This is a genomic window from Paranoxybacillus vitaminiphilus, assembly GCF_003259935.1.
In the GTDB taxonomy this organism is placed as follows: Bacteria; Bacillota; Bacilli; order Bacillales; family Anoxybacillaceae; genus Paranoxybacillus; species Paranoxybacillus vitaminiphilus.
Map to the genome: position 1 here is coordinate 17218 of NZ_QLMH01000024.1, position 18971 is coordinate 36188.

Consider the following 18971-nt stretch of genomic DNA (forward strand, 5'->3'; position numbering starts at 1 on the left):
ATAATGGGGAAATTCTCTTCTGTTAAAGCTCGATATGTTTATGTTGACGTAGACGGAATTGAATACAAAGTTTATTTTGAAGAAAATGGACAAGGTATTCCACTCGTATGTCAGCATACTGCTGGATGCGATAGCAGACAATGGCGTTACTTACTTGAAGATCCAAACATAACACAGAATTTTAGAGTGATAGCTTATGATTTGCCAAGACACGGTAAATCCGATCCACCTCATGATGTGGAATGGTGGAAAGAGGAATACAAACTCACAACGGATTTTTATGTTCGATTTATTCGTAATTTCTGCGAGGCACTTGAATTAGAAAATCCTGTTTTTATGGGTAGCTCTTTTGGTGGGAATGTTGCATTGCAATTGGCACTTGAATACCCTGATTACTTCCGAGCCACCATCCCTGTTGAGGCAGCAGATCATACACCTGGATTTTTTCTAGATTGGTGGCATCACCCTCATACTCATGGAGGAGAAGTTTGTGCATCAGGAGTCTGGGGGCTTATGGCTCCACAAAGCCCAGAAAAAGACCGTCGTTTAACATGGTGGTACTATAGCCAGGGGGCTCCAGGTGTCTTTAAAGGAGACTTATATTTTTATAGTGTAGACCATGATTTACGCGGTAAGCTTCATCAAATTGATACCAATAAATGCCCTGTATATTTGTTGACAGGTGAATATGACTACCTTTCTACACCTGCAGATTCTAAACGTACAGCTGATCAAATTCCTGGAGCTAAGTTTATAGAAATGAAAGGTATTGGTCATTTTCCAATGAGTGAAAACTACGAAGTTTTTGTTAAATACTTAGAAGAAGTTCTTCAAGATATCTTAAAAAAAGAAAAAACTTTAGCATAATCAATATTAGACCATTTGTTCAAAGGTAATGCAGTTGTAGCCAAATCATCTTTAGGGCTACAACTGCTTTTGTTTGGATACATTCGTAAGTTCAGCCTCTTATTAATTAACTTAAGAAAGGAAATGAATTACGATGACAAAAAAGAAAATGACACGTCTTTTGTTGTGGAAGGTGTTCTTTGCATAGCGATTAATTGAGTCGTATCGGAAATTTACCAAATACGTGTGTGGATAAGAGTGGTTCTATATCAAACCCACGCATTAACACGGAACTCTACAACAGGCTCTCAGAATACTCTCAGATTCACTCCTAAGCATAACTTATTTAAAGGGGGAAGGGGGGGGGATTTATGGAGAACTTTTAAACGCCTCTATGAGCCATTCAGAAAGTTTGAGAGCGTATGTGCATGATTCAACTCATTATATGGACTCGCTATGCTTTCACTAACCTGTTCGTTAGCACAAAAAAAGCGTTTCTGCTTATTGCAGAAACGCACCCGTTTGAAAAAAGAACATCGTTGCTATTTGAACAAAACATCCCAAAATTAATTAACGGGAATAGAAACTTTGCTTAACTGATGACCTTTAGAATCATAAGCCACTAAGAAATATTTAGTTTGTTCGAATTTCAACCCATAAAAGCGAATAAAAGATACATCACCTACATGATTAGAAGTAAAAGCTGACGAATATGACTCCAGCTTGCCATCCTCAGATTGGATTTTAAAATAAATATCTTCGCTTTTGCTTTGTGACAAATCATAATATACAGTTGTTGAGATAGGTGTTGTCACTATCTTTTGAATGGTTACATTTTCTCCATTATTTAACGTGATTGTTTTATTTATTTCAAACACTTTTTTCTCTTCTACTAATTTTGTTTGTGATACTTTTACATGAAACGTCCAAGGTTGTTCAATTTTTGTATCAAAATTCCAGGTGTCATAGCTAATTTCCATTTGAACGTTTTCTGTCTTTATAGGGTGTTCCAAATCAATATCATTATAAATCATGAACATTTTATGATTTAATTCAACAGACTGTCCTCCTGTTGTGACCGTATACACCTTACCGTTGATTTTTACTTTTGGTGTAATATACGTCTGGTAGTCAAAGTCTACATGCTCTGCTGGCTCGAACGTAGCACTTAAAAATAATTGTCGGTCGTCCATCATGACTTCATTTAATGTTAATTTTCCAAGTTCATTTTCAGCCGTTTCTCCAATAGCCGTTTTATATGCCGAATAATCGAGATTTTCATTTGAATTTATATATTTTTCAATGACTCCACCTACAAACGGCATACTTGCGATAGTTTCATTATTAATTGTTAGAGATAAGCCAAGAACACAAACAGCCACAGAAGCCATCCCTACTCCTAACCATTTTTTCTTCGGTTTCCTTGAAGAAATTTCTTTTTTTACCTTTTTTAAAATTCTTTTTTGTTCATGTTTTGACAGTGATACTTCTTCAAATTCACTTAAATCTAATTTGACATCATTTAGGTCTTTAAAAATAGACATATTATGATCCCTCATTTCTTAATAAGATGTTTTTTAACTTTTTTCTACCTCTAGACAGCTTATTATGCACCCAAGACTCCTTCGATTTAAAATAAGCCGCAATTTCTCTAGAGGGTACGCCCTCGATATAATATTTTTTAAAAATAGTCCGTTCCACATCAGAGAGTTCATTTAACAAGATTTCCATATCGAACATGTGTATCTCTGAAACAGATTGACCAGATAACCTTTCATCCAATTCAAATTTACTTATATGTTGCTTTTCTTTTTCGGACTTTCGTACATAATCAATTGCTCTGTACTTAGCAATGGCTGCAATCCACTGCTTAAATTCATTTTTTGTAGGGTCAAATGAATCAATATGAAACCAAACCGAAACTAATACATCTGCTAAACATTCCTCTATGTCTTGTTGGTTTCCTTGAAGATATTTTCGTATAATGGCATTGAGTAGCCCGCCATATGTTTGAAGTACATAAGAAATGCTTTCTTCATTTTTCAATTTTATTTGTTGAACAACATTTTCTTCTGTGACACGCAACCCCATCCCTCCTTCATTTATTTTTCAGTATCCGATTAGTAATACGTTTGTTTTTATTAAATCCTATCAAATTTAATAAAATACAGTACGCCTTTAGAATAAACTAAGAATGATTTATGGAAGGGGGAGAAGAGGACTGAATTTACTAAAATACGAGCAATTTCACGATTTTGTATGTTCCAATTGTGTTTTTAAATATCTCGAACGCTTCGTCTCGTTTAGGATCTCTTTGGCGTGGCACTACATCTTTAACCATCTCCACTGTTGATTCGAGTTGTTGTGTAGAATGGCCTTTTAAAAATAAATAAAAGACCACTCAAAAGAGTAGTCTTTTTGCACATAACCCTGTCAAGTAGACAATCAAAAAAAGAGTATATTAAGCTGCGGCCTTTTCTCGGTATTCAATCGGAGAAAGACCGTTCAGTTTTTCTTGAAAACGACTGTGATTGTAAAAATGAATATACTCTTGAATAGCCTGATACGCCTGTTCAATCGTTTTTGGGCGCACTAAATACAACTTCTCTGTCTTTAAATGTGAGAAGAAACATTCTATACAGGCATTATCGTGACAATTCCCTCTTCTGGAATGACTTCCTTGAATCTTGAGTTCTTTGAGCTGGTTCTCATATGATTTTGTTGTGTATTGGAATCCTTGATCTGAATGAAGAAGAACATTCTCGCCAAACGGCTTCCCATCCAGTTGTTTCAGTGTATTCAAGACCAACTCAAGATCATTTCTTTCGGATAACTCCCACGCGACAATTTCATTGTTATATAAATCTAAAACGGCAGACAAGTAAACAAAAGTGTCTCCAACACGAACATAAGTAATATCCGTTACGAGCTTTTGGAACGGATTCTCGGCATAAAACTCACGGTTTAGTACGTTAGGAAATACTACAGAACCTCTTCGTCCGTAGAAAGGTCGTTTCTTGCGAATCACCGATTGGATTCCTAACTCCCTCATTAAGCGTCTCACACGCTTATGATTCACAACGATTCCTTCTCTGGATAATGCCCTCGTCATGCGTTTATATCCAAAGTACGGATGTAACTGATGAATGGCCCATATATGTTCTTTCAACAAAAGATCTTCTTCCAGACGTAATGATCTTTTGGATCGATTGTTGCGCCACTTGTAGTATCCGGCTTTTGAAACCTCGCCTATTTTGAGTAACCATGCAAATGGGTACTTTTTCCGTAGCTCATCAATAATAAGAAACCTTTCCGTTTTTAAGACCATGCCTTCCCGTGTAGATTTGGATTGCGCTTTTTTAGGTATTCCACCTGCGCTTTCAAATACGCATTTTCCTCTTCCAAACTGGAGAAATGTTTGCGATTCCATACTCCTCGTTGATCTTCCAGTGACTCACCACGTTGAACTTTCTTCACCCATTCAGCAATCTGAGCATCACTCTTAATTCCAAAACGTTCACGGAGCTGACGGTAAGACTACCCTTCCTCCAATTTCAATCGTACTACTTCACGCTTTAACTCTTCTGTATATGTTTGAAAGGTTTGTCCTTTTTTCGCCATAAAAAATCCCCTCCCAGGTAGACTCCTAAGAACATCATATCAAATGTTCTCTTTTTTTACTGTCTACCTGTAGGGGATAATACCAGTTCTCCGTGTCCACTTTTTAGACTAACATCAATCATTCCTCTTTATCATCCACGTAAGGAATACACCTTTGTTATCGGTAATCATTGTCGAACAATATCAGTTATTTACTATAGGATTTATGGCTTTACCGTGCTAAAACATACCTATTATTTGAGTCGTGTGAACATTTAACGAATACTTATTTGTGAATGTGGGTGGTCTCTGTATCACACCAACATAACCCGACTCCACACTATGCTTACATAATGTCCTTAGAATCATCAGTCCTAGGCATACTGAAGAAAGGGGGTAGAGAAGACGCTTGAGAAACAACCACGAGCCAGTCTTAGCGTCTACGAGTGTTTGTAAATATATTGATTAAACCAATTGATTGGACTAACTATTCTCCGCTAACCTGTTCGTTAGCACAACAGGAAAAAAGCGTTCCTGCTTATTACAGAAACGCCCCTGTTTCTTCAAGCAAATTCCCCATTTTTTATATCCCGCAATGGTATAAATAACAATCACCTTCGGCTATTTGTACTGACATTGAGATTAGCTTAATTACTTCATCTCGGTTGAACACTAGCTTCTCGTATGTACCTAATATTTAGAGACCCCTCTTCTAAAATGATAAATACATAAGTGTATAAATTTATTTGTAATAGGTGCAACGCTTTAATAATGTTGTTAGTCTAATATATGAATTCAAAGACAATACGTATTGCCTATATGACTGGAGGACAAGAAAATGGTGAAAGCGGGGATTATAAGAGAAAAAAATATGAATTTTAAAGGTAAAGCAACTTTGGATGATGATTTAGTAATAAGTGCAATAAGAGGAAATAAAGAAGCTTTTATAAATCTAATAGAAGAATACAAGGAGTATCTTTATAAAACAGCATACCTCTATGTGAAAAATCAGCATGAAGCTTCGGATATATATCAAGAAACAGTTTACAAGGCATTTATAAGTATATATAAGCTGAGAAGGCCTGAGTATTTTAAAACATGGATAACGAGGATATTAATTAACAACGTTAGGGATAGCTACCGAAAGAGCAAAAAAGTAGTTTTTTTGGAGGATAATGAGCTTCTAACAGAAAACCTACACTCCGTGGATAAAATATCAAATATTGATTTATATAATGCTATAGATAGCTTATGTGTTAAACATAAGACCGCAATAATTTTGAGGTATATCCATGATATGCCTATCAAAGATATTGCTAAAGTTATGAGGTGTTCCGAAAATACAGTAAAGTCATATATCCACAGAGCCTTAAAATCTTTAAAAATTGATTTAAAGGAGGAATAATAATGGATGATTTAAATAATATAAAACTTCCTGACAATATTGATTCATTAACTGCAAATGCTATAAGCAGAGGCGAGAAGTACAAGAAGAAGAAAACTGTTTATAGAAAGGTACTCACTACATCATTATCAATTTGCTTAGTCCTTACCCTTGGAATGACTTCTTTTGGTGCGTCTGCTAAAGTAATGGACTTTGCAGGAAATGTATTTGAGGAACTGAAAGAAATTGTAGGGCTACGAGGAGGCAATGAAGCTACGAAAGCCATTAATGAGACTGTCATTGATAATAAAGTTAGCCTAACACTACAAGAAGTCCTTTGTGATGAATATGGAGTTTATGTCTCTTTTGTTGTAAGAAGTGAAAAACCATTTAGTAATACAAAAGATACTCAATTGTTGCTGTATGATGATTATGCAAAGGTGAGTTTTAATAACGTGAATTTAGACAATGGTGGTAAAGCAGGTATTGAAGGGAAATTTATTGATAAGAATACCTTTATAGGCGTTGAAAGCTATCTGTTTAAAGACCTAAAAGGGGAAGTACCAAAGAATTTTGATTTAGATATAAATATAGGAGCAATAGCTCTTAATACTGTACACGACAACAATATTGTACGAGGAAATTGGAAGTTTTCTGTTCCTGTTTCATTAAATGGGGAAGGTGTAAAAGTAATAACCCCTTCTATAAAACATAATAATATTTCAATAAGAAAAGTAACACTAAGCAAACTGAATACATTTATGGAAATAGAAATGCCATCAGGTTTAAAAGAACAAGAAGTAAGTCTTTTTACAGATAAGGGAGTTGAGATAGATGGCATTTCAACTGAAATTAATGAAAGTAATAGCAAGGCATTAATAAAGAAGAGATTCAAAGGAATTCCTGATGATACAGATAGTTTAATAATAAACTTTGGAGCTAAAGGGAACATAGAGGTAAATATTAAATAGTTATTTGTATTGCGAAACACAGCAAAAGTTTTGTACTTAGGCTGTGTTTTTGTTTATACATTAAAAGGAAATATCTATATTATGACACAATCTATATTTTCTTTTTCAAGAATTTGACTAATCCTTGCTGCATCAACCAAATCTTGTTCGGATAAAGGTCTTTCTAATTCATCGGGTGTATATATAGAATGAGCGTGCCGCACAAAGTACAAATTTGTTAGCAAAATTGTCCTCTCCCTACAGTTTTCTACTTTCTATCTTATTATCATTTTCATTGTTCATAAAATCACAGTTTTATTAATTGTGTAACGATGTTATGAATTCCACAGCCATGTTCAATCCTCCGCTCCAATTTACAAAAAAGAGGCTACTCAGATTTTACGATTTAGGGACGTCAGTGAATCATGCTTAGTGCAGTATCACGCTAAAAGTGAACCCTCTACGCTGAAGATAAAAAGTCTTGATAAGCGAATTTTAAACAACAAAAAACCACTCCCTAAATTTTTATAGGAAGTGGTTATTGCTATTGATATAAATGATTTACATGACTACTTCTCAAAATGAGGGAGAAATAGCCGTAGCTATTTCTCCCATGAAAGGCTCAAAAGCCTTACATCATGCCGCCCATGTCAGGCATGCCTGGTGTACCTTTATTTTCTTCTGGTTTGTCAGCAACAACTGCTTCCGTTGTTAAGAACATAGCGGCAACAGATGCTGCGTTTTGAAGCGCAGAACGAGTTACTTTTGTAGGGTCAACGATACCAGCTTCGATCATGTCAACCCATTCGCCAGTAGCAGCGTTGAAGCCGATGCCAGGTTTTTCGTTTTTCAAGCGTTCAACGATAACAGAACCTTCCAAACCAGCGTTTTGCGCGATTTGACGAACTGGCTCTTCGATTGCGCGAAGAACGATTTTCACACCAGTCGCTTCGTCGCCTTCCGCTTCAATAGCAGCAACTTTGTTGTATACGTTCAATAATGCAGTACCACCGCCTGCTACGATACCTTCTTCAACTGCTGCGCGTGTAGCGTTAAGAGCGTCTTCAATGCGTAATTTGCGCTCTTTTAATTCAGTTTCAGTAGCAGCACCAACTTTGATTACCGCTACGCCGCCTGCTAATTTCGCTAAGCGCTCTTGTAATTTTTCACGATCGAATTCAGAAGTAGTTTCTTCTAATTGAGCGCGGATTTGGTTGATGCGAGCTTTGATGCGCTCAGAGTCGCCAGCACCTTCAACGATTGTTGTATGTTCTTTTGTTACAACAACTTTAGAAGCGCGGCCAAGTGATGCGATTGTTGTAGATTTTAATTCACGGCCTAATTCTTCAGTGATGACTTCACCGCCAGTTAAAATAGCGATGTCTTCTAACATTGCTTTACGACGGTCACCGAAGCCAGGAGCTTTAACAGCTACAGCTGTGAATGTACCGCGAAGTTTGTTTACTACTAATGTAGCAAGCGCTTCGCCTTCAACATCTTCAGCGATGATTAATAATGGTTTGCCTTGTTGAACAACTTGCTCTAATACAGGTAAGATGTCTTGAATGCTTGAGATTTTCTTGTCAGTAATTAAGATATATGGATTTTCTAATACTGCTTCCATTTTCTCAGTATCAGTAATCATGTATGGAGAAGCGTAACCGCGGTCAAATTGCATACCTTCTACTACATCTAACTCAGTAGTGAAGCCTTTAGATTCTTCTAATGTGATAACGCCGTCTTTACCTACGCGCTCCATTGCTTCTGCGATTAAGTTACCCACTTCTTCGTCAGCGGCAGAAATCGCAGCAACTTGAGCGATAGACTCTTTACCTTGGATTGGTTTAGAGATTGCTTTCAACTCTTCAACCGCAACAGCAACAGCTTTTTCAATACCTTTGCGGATACCCATTGGGTTCGCGCCAGCTGTTACGTTCTTTAAGCCTTCACGGATCATCGCTTGAGCTAATACAGTTGCAGTAGTAGTACCGTCACCAGCAACGTCATTTGTTTTGCTTGCTACTTCAGCAACAAGCTTCGCACCCATGTTTTCAAACGGATCTTCTAATTCGATTTCTTTTGCGATTGTTACACCGTCGTTAGTGATTAATGGAGAACCGAATTTTTTCTCTAACACAACGTTGCGGCCTTTTGGACCTAATGTAACTTTTACAGCGTCAGCTAATTTATCAACACCGCGTAGCATCGCGCGACGAGCTTCTTCGCTGAATTTAATTTCTTTTGCCATAAACCACTACCTCCTCAAAATGTTATGATTAAGTATTTTTTCTAAGTAATTTATGTTATAAAAAGCCGTATCAAATCATTAACCGATAACAGCTAAAATGTCACTTTCACGCAAGATTAAGTATTCTTTACCTTCGTATTTCACTTCAGTACCAGCATATTTTGAGAAGATGATGCGATCGCCTACAGCTACTTCTGGAGCTACACGCTCACCGCTGTCAAGTACACGACCTGTACCAACAGCTACTACCTTTCCTTCTTGAGGTTTTTCTTTCGCTGTGTCCGGTAATACGATACCACTTGCAGTTTTTTCTTCTGTTTGGATTAGCTCAATAACAACGCGATCACCTAATGGCTTTAACACTCAAAACAACCTCCTCAAAAATGGTTTAGTTATTTTTAGTTTTTTATTAGCACTCATCTTAATCGAGTGCTAACACACTTATAATATTAATCAACTTCTTTTTTTTTTGCAAGTAGGAAATGAAAAAAAATTGAATAATTTAACAACAAAAACTCCCTTTTAGATTATGCCGCAATCTTATAAATATAAACATGAATTTCAATCATTTTATAATTATTTTTTTTAAATCTGTGCTAAAATACGATAAGCATAACCATTCTATCTCTCACGTAAAGGAGAATTCATGTTGAAACGGCAATATTGGTATGTTATTGCGGCATATGTTTTAATGCAATTATCCGGTTTAGCGGGAGTCCCTTTATTGTTATCTTTAGGAATCGGAGCGAATGCGCAAAACAAAATAACCGCTGCTTCTATCGCTTCCGGTTACTGGGCTGTGATTAGTTTCTCTGTCACTTTCTTGATTGTCCTTTTTCTATTAAGAGACGACATAAAACAGCGGCACTATCGCGATCAAGCCTCTGTACCTGTTGCGTTCTTGTGGGCAATCGGCGGCTTCTTTTTAGCCTTATTTGCTCAAGCGATTGCAGCAAATATCGAGTTTCGTGTTTTTGGCGTTGAAATGGGGTCGGAAAACACAAAAAGAATCGTGGAAATTATTAAGCTTACCCCTCTTCTTGTTATCGTCACTTCCATTATCGGACCTATTTTAGAAGAAATTATTTTCCGAAAAGTCATCTTCGGGTCGCTTTATAAAAAATATAATTTCTTCATTGCCGCCATGATTAGCTCATTGCTGTTTGCCGTTGTCCACATGGAATTTGAGCATTTGTTGTTATACTCAGCAATGGGGCTGACATTTGCCTTTCTTTATGTAAAAACAAAACGAATTTTAGTGCCGATTTTCGCTCATGTAGCAATGAATACATTTGTTGTAGTGATGCAGACCGTTTTTGCCGACGATATTGAGAAAATGATGAAACAGACTGAAAAGATGCAATTTATTTTTGGAGGCTTTTAAAAATGAGAACTTCTCCATTAAATATGGCGCTTTTCTATTTCCTTATGGGTTCTTTATTTACTTACTTGGCAATTGAAAGTGCCCATGGGACGATATGGAACTTTTCAACAGTGATTTTAATGATTGTCGCAACTTTAGATTTCGGGGTTGCTTTTCGCATGTTTGCGCTCCATTTTAAGATGAAAAAGTTAAACAAATAACCCGCGCATAGAAAAAACCTCCCGCATTATGGGAGGTTTTCTTCTTGCTGGGCTGCTAAGAGAGCTTTGCGATACGATATTTTTGAAATCCATATGCTCACCTCATACAGCAAGCAAAGCGGTATCGTAACGATAATTTGCGAAATAACGTCAGGCGGAGTAATAAAAGCTGCGATAACCAACAGCACAAAATAAGCATATTTACGAACCTTGCTTAGCAGCATCGGAGTAATTAACCCTAAACGCGTCAAAAACATAACGATGACAGGCAGCTGAAATAAAAGCCCAAACGGCAAAATTAATTGCAGCATAAACTGAAAATACTCGTTAATTCCAATGACTTGATGAATGCCAAGCCGCCCTGCTAAGCTTTGCATAAAATCAACAACGAACGGAAATAGCACGAAATAAGCAAAGGCCACGCCTCCTAAAAATAACCCGACAGATAGCGGAATATAGCTAAGTGTTACTTTCCGCTCCTTTTCATACAATCCCGGACTGACGAATGCCCAAAGCTGATACAAAAACATCGGTGACGTAAGAATCACGGCAATAATAAAAGCAAATTGCATATAAATCTTAATTGGGTCGGTCAGACGGAAGGCGTTCATTGTTAACTCCTTCGCTTCATCCGCTCTTTGCAAATAAAGGATAATCGGCTCGACTAAAAAGAAACTGGCCACCAATGCGACTATAAAAAATACAGCAACAATAATGAGCCTCTTTCGAAGTTCACCTAAATGCTCGTACACGGACATTTCTTTATCATTCATACAAACTCATCCTACCATTACTTGGAGTCTTTCTTGTTAGCATCGTCTTCCTCATCAGCTAATCCCTTTGTAGCATCTTTAAACTCCCGCAGCGATTGACCAAGCGAGCGGCCTAGCTCCGGTAATTTTTTCGAACCAAACAATAGTACAACAGCAAGCAATATTAATAAATATTTCATTATTTTTTAGCTCCTTTATCATCATTCTGCTGGATAATGCTTTAGAAAATACACCAACGATTGCAGTTCAACAGCTAAGTCAATATGATGAACGCGAATATGTTCCGGAACATTTAAACGGGCTGGAGTAAAATTCAAAATTCCCTTTACTCCTTGTTTGACAAGCCGGTCGGTAATCGGCTGAGCCACCTGAGCAGGAACCGTTAAAATCGCAACAGGAATATGTTTATTCAAACGCTGCTCCAGCTCATCAAGATGATAAACAGGCACACCTCCGACTTTGAGACCCACTTTTGCTTCATCTACGTCAAACGCCATTACAATTTTTGTATTGTTATTTTTCATGAAATTATAATTTAAAAACGCCGTTCCTAAGTTCCCGACGCCAACTAAAGCAACTTCCGTAATTTCATCTTGGTCAAGCGTTTTTCTAAAAAAGGATAACAAATAATTCACATTATAACCATACCCTTTTTTCCCGAGCGCGCCAAAATAGGAGAAATCACGGCGAATCGTCGCCGAATCGACTTTCACCGCTTCGCTTAACTCAGCAGAGGATACGCGCTGTTTCCCCGAAGCATGCAGGTTTTTTAAAAAGCGATAATATAGCGGCAAGCGTTTCGCGGTAGCCTGTGGAATTTTTATTTGTTCATGATTCACAAAAACCCCTCCAACATCCCTTTGAACAATGCAATTTAAATTTCAGCTTTTCTTTGATAAGTACCCGACTTTCCTCCCGTTTTTTCAACAAGATACGTTGGGCCGATGACAATGCCTTTATCAAGCGCTTTACACATATCGTAAACAGTTAGGGCGCACACTGAAGCAGCCGTTAGCGCTTCCATTTCGACACCTGTGCTTCCTTTCGTTTTTACTTGAGACGTAATCAATAACTCATACTTATCATTTTCAATATTCCAAGCAAAATGAATATCGACACCTTTTAACATTAAAGGGTGGCACATCGGAATAATGTCTGCTGTTTTTTTCGCAGCCATAATACCGGCAACTTGTGCAACAGCAAGAACATCTCCTTTAGCGACTGTGCGATTGGTTATATGTTCGTATATATCCTTGTTTAATATGACACTTGTCCTTGCAACAGCCGTTCTTACTGTTTCCGATTTTTCCGTAATATCAACCATTTGCGCATGACCTTGTTCATTAAAATGAGTAAAAGACGACAATTTCAATCTCCCCTATTTATAAAATATACACTATTTTCGCTAATCTGTCTTTTCCTGTTTGACAGTCACCATTGTTGCCCTATTAGAATAACTTGCGCTACACTATTATTGGCGAACAAGAGGTGAAAAACAATGATTATTTTACAAATTAACCAACTTTCCAAATATTTTGGTGCTGACCTTATTTTATCGAATATAAAACTGGAAATACAGTCAAAAGATCGTGTTGCTCTAGTTGGCAGAAATGGTGCAGGAAAATCGACATTATTAAAAATTATTGCCGGCCAGATGTCCTACGACAGCGGCGAGATTATCAGACCGAAAGATATTACCATTGGATATCTGGCGCAAGACACGGGATTTCATTCTAATTTAACCATCTGGGAAGAAATGATGACCGTATTCGCCCCGCTAAAACAAATGGAAAATGAACTCCGCAAGCTAGAATTGCAAATGGGAGACCCTGATGTCATCGCTGATCATAAGCGATATGAGAAACTTTTAAAAGATTATGACGCGCTGCAAGAACGATTTAAAAATGAGGGCGGTTATCAATACGAGGCAGATATCCGCTCGGTACTGCACGGCTTAAATTTTGCTGATTACGACTGGGCTGACACTCCTATTACCTCACTTAGCGGGGGCCAGCGGACTCGTCTTGCGCTCGGAAAACTATTGTTAACAAAACCTGATTTACTGATTTTAGACGAACCGACAAACCATTTAGATATTGAAACATTGACATGGCTTGAACAATATTTACAAAACTATCCCGGAGCCATCTTAGTCGTTTCGCATGATCGCTATTTTTTAGATAAGATTGTTACCGAAGTATATGAACTATCGAGAACATCCATCAAAAAATACACGGGTAACTACAGCAGCTACCTGCAGCAAAAAGCAGAAAACTATGAACTGGAATTAAAGCTTTATGAAAAACAACAAGAAGAAATCGCAAAGCTAAAAGATTTTATTCAACGAAATATCGCACGCGCTTCGACAACGAAACGCGCCCAAAGCCGCCGCAAACAACTGGAGAAAATGCAGCTGATGGACAAACCTTTTGGCGACGAAAAAGCAGCTTCATTTTCTTTTGAGATTGAACGGCAAAGCGGAAACGAAGTATTAACGGCGGAACAAGTCTCTATAGGCTACCGCGAAGGAGAACCCATTGTTCAAAATATTCATTTTCGAATTACTAGAGGCGAAAGCATCGCATTAGTAGGACCGAATGGAATTGGAAAATCGACGCTATTAAAGGCCATCATTAAAAAATTACCGCTTCAAAGCGGCCAGTTTCGCTACGGCTCTAATGTGAAAATAGGCTACTACGATCAAGAGCAGGCAAATTTGTCATCGAATAAACGGGTACTTGACGAATTATGGGACGAATACCCTTTAAAAAGCGAAAAAGAAATTCGAACGGTCTTAGGCAACTTTTTATTCTCTGGAGACGATGTGTTAAAGCCTGTATCCGCACTTAGCGGCGGAGAAAAAGCACGATTAGCATTAGCAAAGTTAATGATGGAAAAAGCGAATTTCTTAATTTTAGACGAACCGACAAACCATTTAGACTTAGACAGCAAAGAAGTTCTTGAAAATGCTTTAATCGATTACCCGGGAACGATTCTTTTTGTTTCGCACGACCGTTACTTTATCAACCGTATTGCCACAAAAGTATATGAGTTATCCACAGACGGCATTACCGAATACTTGGGAGACTATGACTATTATGTAGAGAAAAAGGCGGAAATGCTGGAACTTGAACGCTTGGCTTCAGAAGAGAACAAAACAGAAAAAAACAATACAGCACCAGCAAAACTAAGTTATGAACAAGAAAAAGAAGCGAAAAAATTAGAAAGACAGCGAAAGAGAAGAATTGAGGAAATTGAAACAGAAATCGCAAAGATTGAAGAACTGATTGCCCAAAAAGAAGAGCTGTTGTGTGACCCAAAAATATACCAGGACCATGAGAAAGTGCAGCAATTAACTTCAGAAGTCGAGACAATGAAAGACAGCTTAGAAACGTTAATGGAAGAATGGGAATCATTGCATATATAGTACATTACAATAATAATTTTTGTTAAAAAAGGCATAGCAGAATAAATGCTATGCCTTTTTGCCTCAATAAATTATCCACATATTTTCACACATAAAATAACCTTTAAAATGAAGTTATTCACGACTTTTCCACATTATCCACAAAAAACAATCAAGATATACACAAATTTCTGTTGATAAATAAACATTGATTCTAACCTTTAAATTGGTTTTTTCCACATTATTAACAACCTTGTTGATAAATCTATTCACAATGAACTATTTTTTTAGAAAAGAAAACCCCCTTGACATTTTTAGGGGATTTTTGCTCCATTATTTCAATTCTAAGCTTGGGTTTCCGTTAAGCGCCATCGTCGCAAATTTCCCTTTTTCAAATAAAACGGTACCTGCTGCAGCAATCATGGCCGCATTATCTGTGCAGAGGGAAAGAGGCGGAATCACAAGTTCAACATCTTTAAGCTCTGCGAACTGTTTTTCAAGCTCTTCTCTTAATCCTTTATTTGCTGCTACCCCGCCTGCTAAAAGCACTTGACGTATTCCGTATTCTTTCGCCGCTTTGACCGTTTTTGTTACTAACACCTCAACGACACTTGCTTGGAAGCTTGCGGCCATGTCTTTTGGATCAATTGTTTCACCACGTTGCTTTGCATTATGCAACGTGTTAATGACGGCCGATTTCAAACCGCTAAAGCTAAAATCATATGAATCCTCTTCAAGCCAAGCGCGCGGTAAATCAATCGTCGGCTTTCCTTCATGGGCTAAACGATCAATATGCGGTCCGCCTGGATACGGAAGATTTAACGTTCTTGCCACTTTATCATAAGCTTCTCCGGCAGCGTCGTCCCTTGTCTCGCCGATCACCTCAAATACACCATGCTCTTTCATATAGACGAGCTCCGTATGCCCGCCAGACACAACAAGGGAGAGTAAAGGAAATTTCATTTCTGTCACTAGACGGTTGGCATAAATATGTCCGGCAATATGATGTACGCCAACCAACGGTAAATGATGGGCAAATGCTAACGCTTTTGCCGCATTAACGCCAATAAGCAACGCGCCTACTAATCCTGGTCCTTCAGTAACCGCAATCGCATCAAGCTCCGCAAAAGATATATTTGCCTGGCGCATCGCCTCTTCCAATACAAGTGTAATTTGTTCAACATGATGGCGGGAAGCAATTTCCGGCACTACCCCGCCAAAACGCTTATGGCTTTCAATTTGCGAGGCTACTACATTTGAAATCATTTCTCTGCCGTTTTTTACAACTGCTGCTGCTGTTTCATCGCAGCTCGTTTCAATTCCAAGTATATATATATCCTTCATCTTAAATTCACCCACATTACAAGCGCATCTTCTTGATTATCCGTATAATACTGTTTGCGAATCCCGCCGTTAAGAAAACCGAGTTTGCGATACAAAGACTGTGCAACATGATTAGAAACGCGAACCTCTAATGTCATTGTTTTTGCCCCTCGTTCTTTAGCTGTCTCCATCGCCTTTCTCATCAATGCTTCTCCTAATTTTTTGCCGCGGAACTCCGGCAGCACGGCGACATTGGTGATATGTGCCTCATCAATGACTAACCACATCCCGCAATAGCCAATCACTTGACCATTCCATTCCATGACAATATAGTTAGAATACTTATTATGAACTAACTCATTGTAAAACGATTCCCTGCTCCAAGGAAGCGTAAAAGAAGCATGTTCAATTTTTAATACATCGTCAAGATCATCGAGTGTCATTTGCCGAAATGTAATCTCCATGCATATCCCCACTTTATTTTTGCTGTTGCTCAAGCCATTTCGCTTCCGCTTCAGCCAAACGTATATAATTAGGCACAAAAGAATGAATATTTTCCGGCTCTTTTCTCATGCCGAGTAAAGCCAATTCACTTGGACGCGGCAATTGGAGAGACGGAGGAGCAAATACAGCTAACTCTCTAAGTTCCTCTGTTAAAATTTCCTTATGTAACTCATAGTCGCTTCCAATAAATAATACTTTTTCATTTTTCTCTTTTAATTTACGTGCCCAATCCTTCGACAGCAAAATTTGATCCTGTTCGACTGCTTCAAGAAGTTCTTCATGATACTTATATAACCCAGTATAAATTTGTCCTCTTCTTGCATCAAACAATGGTGAAATGAATCCGTCAAAATATTTAGCATTAGCAGCCAGCACTTCAAGACTGGAAACACCTGCAAGCGGAATGTTTAATGCCCACGCTAGCGTTTTCGCAATCGTTACCCCGATTCTCACACCTGTATAAGAACCAGGCCCCTTAGCAACAACAATTAAATCGAGCTCTTTTGGAGAAACGTCACATTCGGCAAGTAACGACTGAATCGCCGGCATCACTCTAACAGAATGATTTTTCTTTAAATTGGTAATCATTTCTCCTTTTACAATCTCATCTTCCACTAAAGCAATGCCCATGACAAAATTCGATGTATCAATTGCTAATACTTTCATTGCCGATAATCTCCTTACATAACTCTTCATATCGTTTACCGATTGGCTCAAGTACGATTTTACGTTCCGACTCACCATGATGGTAAATATGAATTTTTAGCAACTCCGGCGGAAGCTGTTCTTGTATTAAATGAGCCCATTCTACTACAGTTACTCCATCACCGTCAAAATATTCGTCAAATCCTAAGTCTTCAAATGTATCCTCAAGTCGATATACATCCATATGATAAAGAGGCAATCTTCCTTTATATTCTTTAATAATGGTAAAAGTAGGACTGTTTACATTGCGTTCGATTCCTAAACCTTTTGCTAATCCTTTTGTGAATGTTGTTTTTCCCGCTCCTAAATCTCCTTCTAGTGTGATTACATCTTTTTGCTGCAGCTTTTCAGCTAATTTAGCCGCAACATCCATCGTTTCTTTAGGAGAATGGCTGATAAATTCATATCGTCTCATTTTAAGTCACCTGACTGTTCGTTGATTTTGTAAATAAGAGAGAATTTTTTATTACAAAAAAGTCCTTAGGAAAGAATATCCTAAGGATGAAAACGGTACATCTATTAGTTTATCGCAAAAGGGGAAATTAAGCAAAAAAGACATAAAAAAATACGAAACAACAATGTTTCGTTTTAACACTGTTCATGAATGGCGGTCCCGACGGGACTCGAACCCGCGATCTCCTGCGTGACAGGCAGGCATGTTAACCACTACACTACGGGACCACTATCATTATATATGTTAATTTGGTTGCGGGGGCAGGATTTGAACCTGCGACCTTCGGGTTATGAGCCCGACGAGCTACCAGACTGCTCCACCCCGCGATGATATGAAAAACTTAATTAATTTATGCTACATATTTAGGGTATTGTATAAGACCGTCCCACTCTCAGAATGCCTATTCAAGAAGTGGCTCGAGTGGTACGCTGAGGTACATTCGCAGAAGCGGATTCGATTTGTGTCCCTTCCTCTTCTAGTTAATTCGATGAGGACAGGTGCGTCGGGACAACTCGAAGCTTATTCATAGATGCTTCGCTCGTTGCTCCACCCCGCAATAATAAATTCAATTTTAAGGCCTGGCAACGTCCTACTCTCGCAGGGGCGCTGGCCCCAACTACCATCGGCGCTGGAGAGCTTAACTTCCGTGTTCGGGATGGGAACGGGTGTGTCCTCTCCGCCATCGTCACCAAGCCATCTACTTTGTTTTCACTTCCCTGCAGGCTTGTGCCGAGGAATCCATCAACTTCGAATAAGCTAGTAGACGCAGGCACAGACTGTCAGGGATTATTCCCTCAAAACTAGATAACCGATATTTCTAGTATTCATGGAGAAGCTGCACTCTTTTCACTTTTCGAGCTGTCTAGCTCCGGCTCCTAGCCTCTTGTGTCGAATAACCTTCCTCCATCGAAGCGCAAGCGCTTCTCGTCGGAAGAACATTCGCCCTACGAGGCTAAACAGTCGCCTCCGCTTTTCTATTGTCTAACTGCGACTCGCAGCGCCTCGTGGAAAATAACCTTCCTCCGTCGAAGTGGCAAGCACTTCTCGTCGGAAGAACATTTTCCTTACGGCGCTAAGCGCTCGTCTCCGTTTTTCTCATTTGGTTAAGTCCTCGATCGATTAGTATCCGTCAGCTCCACGTGTCGCCACGCTTCCACCTCGGACCTATCTACCTCGTCATCTTCGAGGGATCTT

19 protein-coding genes, 2 tRNA genes, 2 rRNA genes and 1 pseudogene are annotated in these 18971 nt (G+C 38.5%); 6 read left to right on the top strand and 18 right to left on the bottom strand.

The window, feature by feature from the left end; translation table 11 throughout:
- Positions 1-3: 3 nt before the first annotated feature.
- Positions 4-867 carry an alpha/beta fold hydrolase gene (locus tag B0I26_RS16375; protein WP_111646468.1) on the top strand — a complete coding sequence of 288 codons (864 nt, stop codon included), beginning with the start codon at positions 4-6 and terminating at the stop codon, positions 865-867.
- 545 nt (positions 868-1412) lie between these two features.
- Here the strand turns inward: B0I26_RS16375 and B0I26_RS16380 are convergent.
- From B0I26_RS16380 to B0I26_RS16395, 4 genes and pseudogenes are all read right to left on the bottom strand, one after another.
- Positions 1413-2390, bottom strand: a complete 978-nt coding sequence (locus tag B0I26_RS16380) for a DUF4179 domain-containing protein (RefSeq protein ID WP_111646469.1) — start codon at positions 2388-2390, stop codon at positions 1413-1415.
- A gap of 1 nt (position 2391) precedes the next feature.
- The gene (locus B0I26_RS16385) at positions 2392-2931 is read right to left on the bottom strand and encodes a sigma-70 family RNA polymerase sigma factor (protein ID WP_111646470.1); all 540 of its coding nucleotides are present in this window, start codon (positions 2929-2931) and stop codon (positions 2392-2394) included.
- A gap of 145 nt (positions 2932-3076) precedes the next feature.
- A complete protein-coding gene (locus B0I26_RS19050; protein WP_146612825.1) occupies positions 3077-3187 on the bottom strand; it encodes a phage terminase small subunit-related protein in 111 nt (36 codons plus the stop codon).
- Positions 3188-3307: 120 nt separating this feature from the next.
- Positions 3308-4467: pseudogene (locus B0I26_RS16395) on the bottom strand (IS3 family transposase).
- An 817-nt stretch (positions 4468-5284) separates the two neighbouring features.
- Here B0I26_RS16395 and B0I26_RS16400 point away from each other — a divergent pair.
- Positions 5285-5851 carry a sigma-70 family RNA polymerase sigma factor gene (locus tag B0I26_RS16400; RefSeq protein ID WP_181502965.1) on the top strand — a complete coding sequence of 189 codons (567 nt, stop codon included), beginning with the start codon at positions 5285-5287 and terminating at the stop codon, positions 5849-5851.
- Between the two features lie 2 nt (positions 5852-5853).
- Entirely contained in the window at positions 5854-6801 is a 948-nt protein-coding gene (locus B0I26_RS16405) for a DUF4179 domain-containing protein (RefSeq protein WP_111646472.1), read from the top strand.
- A gap of 610 nt (positions 6802-7411) precedes the next feature.
- On the opposite strand, the gene groL is transcribed toward B0I26_RS16405, so the two are convergent.
- Positions 7412-9028 carry a chaperonin GroEL gene (gene groL / locus B0I26_RS16415; protein WP_111646473.1) on the bottom strand — a complete coding sequence of 539 codons (1617 nt, stop codon included), beginning with the start codon at positions 9026-9028 and terminating at the stop codon, positions 7412-7414.
- 78 nt (positions 9029-9106) lie between these two features.
- Complete coding sequence (gene groES, locus B0I26_RS16420; protein ID WP_111646474.1) at positions 9107-9391, bottom strand: co-chaperone GroES; 285 nt, start codon at positions 9389-9391, stop codon at positions 9107-9109.
- A gap of 286 nt (positions 9392-9677) precedes the next feature.
- Here groES and B0I26_RS16425 point away from each other — a divergent pair, with 286 nt between their 5' ends.
- Both B0I26_RS16425 and B0I26_RS16430 read left to right on the top strand, forming a co-directional pair.
- On the top strand, positions 9678-10412 hold the full coding sequence (locus tag B0I26_RS16425; RefSeq protein WP_111646486.1) for a CPBP family intramembrane glutamic endopeptidase: 735 nt from the start codon (positions 9678-9680) through the stop codon (positions 10410-10412).
- 2 nt (positions 10413-10414) lie between these two features.
- On the top strand, positions 10415-10612 hold the full coding sequence (locus B0I26_RS16430; protein WP_111646475.1) for a YdiK family protein: 198 nt from the start codon (positions 10415-10417) through the stop codon (positions 10610-10612).
- Between the two features lie 26 nt (positions 10613-10638).
- On the opposite strand, the gene tatC is transcribed toward B0I26_RS16430, so the two are convergent.
- Genes tatC through moaC form a run of 4 tightly spaced genes read right to left on the bottom strand, consistent with a single transcriptional unit; the run spans position 10639 to position 12751 of the window.
- Complete coding sequence (tatC, locus tag B0I26_RS16435) at positions 10639-11385, bottom strand: twin-arginine translocase subunit TatC (RefSeq protein ID WP_111646476.1); 747 nt, start codon at positions 11383-11385, stop codon at positions 10639-10641.
- A 17-nt stretch (positions 11386-11402) separates the two neighbouring features.
- The gene (gene tatA, locus B0I26_RS16440) at positions 11403-11564 is read right to left on the bottom strand and encodes a twin-arginine translocase TatA/TatE family subunit (protein ID WP_111646477.1); all 162 of its coding nucleotides are present in this window, start codon (positions 11562-11564) and stop codon (positions 11403-11405) included.
- Positions 11565-11585: 21 nt separating this feature from the next.
- On the bottom strand, positions 11586-12224 hold the full coding sequence (locus B0I26_RS16445; RefSeq protein ID WP_111646478.1) for a redox-sensing transcriptional repressor Rex: 639 nt from the start codon (positions 12222-12224) through the stop codon (positions 11586-11588).
- A gap of 35 nt (positions 12225-12259) precedes the next feature.
- Complete coding sequence (gene moaC / locus B0I26_RS16450; RefSeq protein WP_111646479.1) at positions 12260-12751, bottom strand: cyclic pyranopterin monophosphate synthase MoaC; 492 nt, start codon at positions 12749-12751, stop codon at positions 12260-12262.
- Between the two features lie 132 nt (positions 12752-12883).
- Here moaC and B0I26_RS16455 point away from each other — a divergent pair, with 132 nt between their 5' ends.
- Positions 12884-14812 carry an ABC-F family ATP-binding cassette domain-containing protein gene (locus B0I26_RS16455; RefSeq protein ID WP_111646480.1) on the top strand — a complete coding sequence of 643 codons (1929 nt, stop codon included), beginning with the start codon at positions 12884-12886 and terminating at the stop codon, positions 14810-14812.
- 312 nt (positions 14813-15124) lie between these two features.
- On the opposite strand, the gene tsaD is transcribed toward B0I26_RS16455, so the two are convergent.
- The 8 genes from tsaD to B0I26_RS16495 form a co-directional block, all read right to left on the bottom strand.
- Positions 15125-16135 carry a tRNA (adenosine(37)-N6)-threonylcarbamoyltransferase complex transferase subunit TsaD gene (gene tsaD / locus B0I26_RS16460; protein WP_111646481.1) on the bottom strand — a complete coding sequence of 337 codons (1011 nt, stop codon included), beginning with the start codon at positions 16133-16135 and terminating at the stop codon, positions 15125-15127.
- Positions 16132-16578 (bottom strand): ribosomal protein S18-alanine N-acetyltransferase, encoded by a 447-nt coding sequence (gene rimI, locus B0I26_RS16465; RefSeq protein ID WP_181502967.1) that lies wholly within the window; start codon positions 16576-16578, stop codon positions 16132-16134. The genes tsaD and rimI overlap by 4 nt, the downstream gene beginning before the upstream one ends.
- Before the next feature lie 13 nt (positions 16579-16591).
- Positions 16592-17284: a tRNA (adenosine(37)-N6)-threonylcarbamoyltransferase complex dimerization subunit type 1 TsaB gene (tsaB, locus tag B0I26_RS16470; RefSeq protein WP_111646482.1), complete on the bottom strand. Its 693-nt coding sequence runs from the start codon at positions 17282-17284 to the stop codon at positions 16592-16594.
- Positions 17265-17738 (bottom strand): tRNA (adenosine(37)-N6)-threonylcarbamoyltransferase complex ATPase subunit type 1 TsaE, encoded by a 474-nt coding sequence (tsaE, locus tag B0I26_RS16475; RefSeq protein WP_111646483.1) that lies wholly within the window; start codon positions 17736-17738, stop codon positions 17265-17267. The genes tsaB and tsaE overlap by 20 nt, the downstream gene beginning before the upstream one ends.
- 190 nt (positions 17739-17928) lie before the next feature.
- A tRNA-Asp gene (locus tag B0I26_RS16480) sits at positions 17929-18004 on the bottom strand.
- 22 nt (positions 18005-18026) lie between these two features.
- Positions 18027-18103 (bottom strand) — tRNA-Met (locus B0I26_RS16485).
- Between the two features lie 250 nt (positions 18104-18353).
- Positions 18354-18470, bottom strand: a 5S ribosomal RNA gene (gene rrf, locus B0I26_RS16490).
- A 406-nt stretch (positions 18471-18876) separates the two neighbouring features.
- Positions 18877-18971: ribosomal RNA gene (locus B0I26_RS16495) — 23S ribosomal RNA — on the bottom strand; the annotation flags it as partial.